Below are 3,445 nucleotides of genomic sequence, written 5' to 3'. Positions count from 1 at the left end.
GGACGGCCAGGCCGTCCTCACCGCCGTCCAGGGCCACGCGGGCCTCGTGCTCGCGGGCCTCGGAGGGGAGCAGGCCGATCTCACCGGACGGCACGTACGGCACGTTCGCGAGCAGCACTTCGACGCGTCCGCGCAGGGATCCGGGGAGGGCGTCGAACAGGTCGCCCTCGTGGACGCGCTCCGCGGGGACGTTCCGGCGCGCGCAGCGGACGGCCGCCGGGTCGATGTCGGCGGCGTGCAGCTCCAGGCCAGGCACCGACGCGGCCAGCGCCGCGCCGAGCGCGCCGGAGCCGCAGCACAGGTCCACCGCGACACCGCCCGGACGGGCCAGCGCGGCGGCCTCGCGGATCAGCGCCTCGGTGCGGCGGCGCGGCACGAAGACGCCCTGCTCGACGGTGATCCGCAGGCCGTGGAACTCGGCGAAGCCGACGACGTGCTCGAGGGGCTCGCCCTCGGCCCGGCGCGCGATCATCGCGTCCAGCCCGGCCGGTGAGGGGGCGGCGGCGATGATCAGTTCCGCCTCCTCCTCGGCGAAGACGCATCCGGCGGCCCGCAGCCGGGCCGCGATCTCGGGGATCCGCGCGTCGGCGGCGGCTTCGGCGGTTCCAGCGGGGTTCGGGACGTGCATGTCAGTGGCCCCGCGTGCCGTCCATGAGCTCCCGCATGATGTCGATGTGGCCGACGTGGCGGGCGGTCTCGGTGGCCATGTGCCCGAGCATCCAGGCCGCGGTGGCGTGGCCTACGGGTTCCTGCGGGGCGTGCACGGCGACATGGTCCAGCGGCAGGGACGCGACGATCTCGTCCGTTCGGGCGCACTGCGCGGAGTACTCGTCGAGGAGCCGCGCGAGCGGGATCTCGTCCACGTAGAACTCGGCGTCCGGGTCCTCGTCGGTCCAGGGGGCGCGTTCGGGCTCGCCCAGCAGGACGTGCTCGAACCACCAGTGCTCGACCCAGCGCAGGTGGCTGACCAGGGCGGCCACCGACATCAGCGGGGACGTCGCCGCGAGCACGTGCTTGTGGGCGAGTTCGTCGGAGAGGCCCTCGCACTTGCGGTGCACGTTGACCCGCTGTGCCCCGAGGAAGCCGGTCAGGCGGGCCCGTTCGTCGGCCCGGCCGGGCACATAGGTACGTTCCATTCCCCCATCCTCGCAGCACGGACGGGCGATTCGTCATGGTTCTTCTAGTCCGGGGCGGCGTCCCGCGAGCCGAAGACCAGGGAGGACACCTCCAGGTAGAGCTGCTCCGGGTACGGCATGAACGTCACGTGGTCGAAGCCCTGGTTCTGGCCCGCCGACTCGATGAGGAACTCGCCGTAGCCGAGCGTCCGGCCGAGCACCGACCGGTCGAACCGGATGTCGGTGACCTTGGCGAGCGGCATCATCGCGACCTGGCGGTTCAGCACCCCGGTGATCATCATGATCCGGTGCTCGGTGACCAGGAAGAACTGGATCGACCAGGCGAACACCTTCCAGAGCAGGTAGCCGAGCGAGACGATCCACAGGAGCCAGATCCAGGCGAAGCCGGTCAGCGCGTTCACGGCCGTGCACAGCACCAGCGCGAGGAAGGCCGCCGCGACCGGGAGCAGCAGCACCGCGGGGTGCTGGCGCACGGCGATGACGTGCCCCTCGTAGTTCATGAGATAACGGTCGACGGTCCGCGATCCGGCATCCCGGAAGACCATCATGTCCTGCATGTTCATGGCCGCGTCCTCGTCGTGATCTGTTGGTCCCAACGGTAGCGGACCGGTGGGGCGGCGGGCAGTGGCGATGCCCGCCGCGGGAGGAACAGTGTGGGGGCCTGAGCGGAAAGAAGCCGGGACGGGGGGGAAGCACCGGAACCGTGGGGTTCGAGGGGTTTTCCCTTCGCCGTGCGGCATCCCTTGTGCGGAGCGCGGTGGGGTGATGATGATGTTGCGCATGGACGCCGCGCGGGAACCCCGGCCGGGAACCGACACCGTGCCGAACGGTGCGCGCGGGCCCAGCGGCGCCTTCACCCCCGACGTGACGGGACGGCCGGTGTGGCGGCTGCTGGTGCGCGGCATCGGCGTGTACATGCCGGGCTGGAGCGAACCGTCCGGCGCGTTCACCGTGGCCGTGCCGCGCGGACGCCGGGAGTTCGGCGCGCCCCCGCGGGACGGCTTCGGCGGCGCTCCCTGGGACGTACCCGAGACGGCGCTGCCCCCGGGCTACGGGCCGCCCGCGTTCGTGGCGGGGGAGTCCGGGTTCGGGCTGCACCTGCCCGAGCGGCGCAAGGGCCTGGAGCCCGACCGCGAGATCTACGTGCGCGGCCAGGAGAACCCGAGTTTCGGGATCGTCATCGCCGGTCCCGCCTCGGCCGTCGGCAGCCGGGTCGTGGACGCGGACGGCCTGGTCCGGTTCGCCCGGAAGCTGACGTTCGAGGAGCTGTTCGAGCCGGGCGACGCGTCGTCGGTGCCGTACGCGGTGCGCGCCGCGCGGGCCGTGCAGAACGTCGTCCTGCTGGACCGCGGCTCCGGCGTCGGGCTGTGCGCCGAGGCCGACCAGCGGACCGGGACGGCGCGCTGCCCGGTGTTCGTGCGGCTCGGCGGGCCCGCCGAGCGGACCGTCCGCGCCTACGCGCTCGCGCCCCAGGCGGTCAGCTCCCACAGCTGATGCGCGGGCAGCCGGCGCAGCCGGACGATCGCGGTCGCCGGGTCCCAGAACACCTCGTCGTTCTCCAGCTCCAACGACTGCCCGGGGTCGAGCACGGCCGCGACCAGCTCCTCCCGCGTCCGGACGGCGAGCAGCGGCCCGATTTGCGCGACCGCGCCCGCGCTCTCGTACAGCACCCGCAGCAGCGACTTCAGCGCCGCCTCGTCCTCGGGGGCCCGCCCGGCCGGGACGGCGGGACGCCCGGACGGTTCGCGGCTCAGCCCGCCGCCCGGCGCGAGCCGTCCGCCGGACGCGCCCGCGGGGCCGCCTCCGGAGTAGCCCGGGCCGCCCGGGGCGAGGTCCGCGCCGGTCGAGATCAGCAGCGCGGTGAACGCCCCGGCCAGCTCCTCCATCTGGCGGCCGCCGAGGAAGTAGCGGCGGTGCTCCGGCCCGCCGGGGCCCGCGCCGTCGGCGTCCTCGACCGTCCGGAACCGCACCTGGAGGCCGTTGGCCCGCAGGCACGCCTCGTACATCTCGCCGAGGATGTCCTGGAGCTGCTCGTCCCGGCTCCACAGCCGCCCGGTGGCGGTGACCGACAGGCCGTCGCCGCCGACCCGGGGACGTCCGGCGAGTGCGGACGAGACGGCGCTGTCGAGCTCGCCCTCGGTGTAGCGCAGGAGCTCGGCGACGACGTCCTCGACGTCCTCCAGGGTGCGGGTGAGGGCGCGCTGGAGCTCCAGCATCTCCGCCCCGCCGCGCTCGACCTCGGCCAGCCGCGCGACCGCCTCGTCCACCCGGCCCGCGACCGACGCGCCGCCGCCGGCCGCGACGGCGCG

5 protein-coding genes are annotated in these 3,445 nt (G+C 74.0%); 1 reads left to right on the top strand and 4 read right to left on the bottom strand.

All coding sequences use genetic code 11. The annotated features are described in order from the left end of the window. From AB0J52_RS32720 to AB0J52_RS32710, 3 genes are all read right to left on the bottom strand, one after another. The coding region (locus AB0J52_RS32720; RefSeq protein ID WP_500186709.1) for a putative protein N(5)-glutamine methyltransferase at positions 1-628 on the bottom strand (628 nt) is incomplete at its 3' end. A 1-nt stretch (position 629) separates the two neighbouring features. Then, the gene (locus tag AB0J52_RS32715) at positions 630-1,136 is read right to left on the bottom strand and encodes a DinB family protein (RefSeq protein WP_500186708.1); all 507 of its coding nucleotides are present in this window, start codon (positions 1,134-1,136) and stop codon (positions 630-632) included. Positions 1,137-1,180: 44 nt separating this feature from the next. Then, positions 1,181-1,699 (bottom strand): PH domain-containing protein, encoded by a 519-nt coding sequence (locus AB0J52_RS32710; protein WP_500186707.1) that lies wholly within the window; start codon positions 1,697-1,699, stop codon positions 1,181-1,183. A gap of 217 nt (positions 1,700-1,916) precedes the next feature. Here AB0J52_RS32710 and AB0J52_RS32705 point away from each other — a divergent pair, with 217 nt between their 5' ends. Beyond that, complete coding sequence (locus AB0J52_RS32705) at positions 1,917-2,630, top strand: hypothetical protein (protein ID WP_500186706.1); 714 nt, start codon at positions 1,917-1,919, stop codon at positions 2,628-2,630. On the opposite strand, the gene AB0J52_RS32700 is transcribed toward AB0J52_RS32705, so the two are convergent. Continuing rightward, a partial coding sequence (locus AB0J52_RS32700; protein ID WP_500186705.1) for a hypothetical protein occupies positions 2,591-3,445 on the bottom strand: 855 nt, incomplete at its 5' end. The two genes, AB0J52_RS32705 and AB0J52_RS32700, sit on opposite strands and share 40 nt — an antisense overlap.

It is taken from the genome of Spirillospora sp. NPDC049652, assembly GCF_040675125.1.
GTDB lineage: Bacteria > Actinomycetota > Actinomycetes > Streptosporangiales > Streptosporangiaceae > Spirillospora.
Note: the sequence above shows the minus strand (reverse complement) of the source record. Positions and strands in the feature narration are given on the sequence as shown.

What these genes read in the sequence shown, in the direction of transcription:
- AB0J52_RS32710 (WP_500186707.1), bottom strand. Translation starts at nt 1,699, where the DNA reads ATGAACATGCAGGACATGATGGTCTTCCGGGATGCCGGATCGCGGACC.
- AB0J52_RS32715 (WP_500186708.1), bottom strand. Translation starts at nt 1,136, where the DNA reads ATGGAACGTACCTATGTGCCCGGCCGGGCCGACGAACGGGCCCGCCTG.
- AB0J52_RS32705 (WP_500186706.1), top strand. Translation starts at nt 1,917, where the DNA reads ATGGACGCCGCGCGGGAACCCCGGCCGGGAACCGACACCGTGCCGAAC.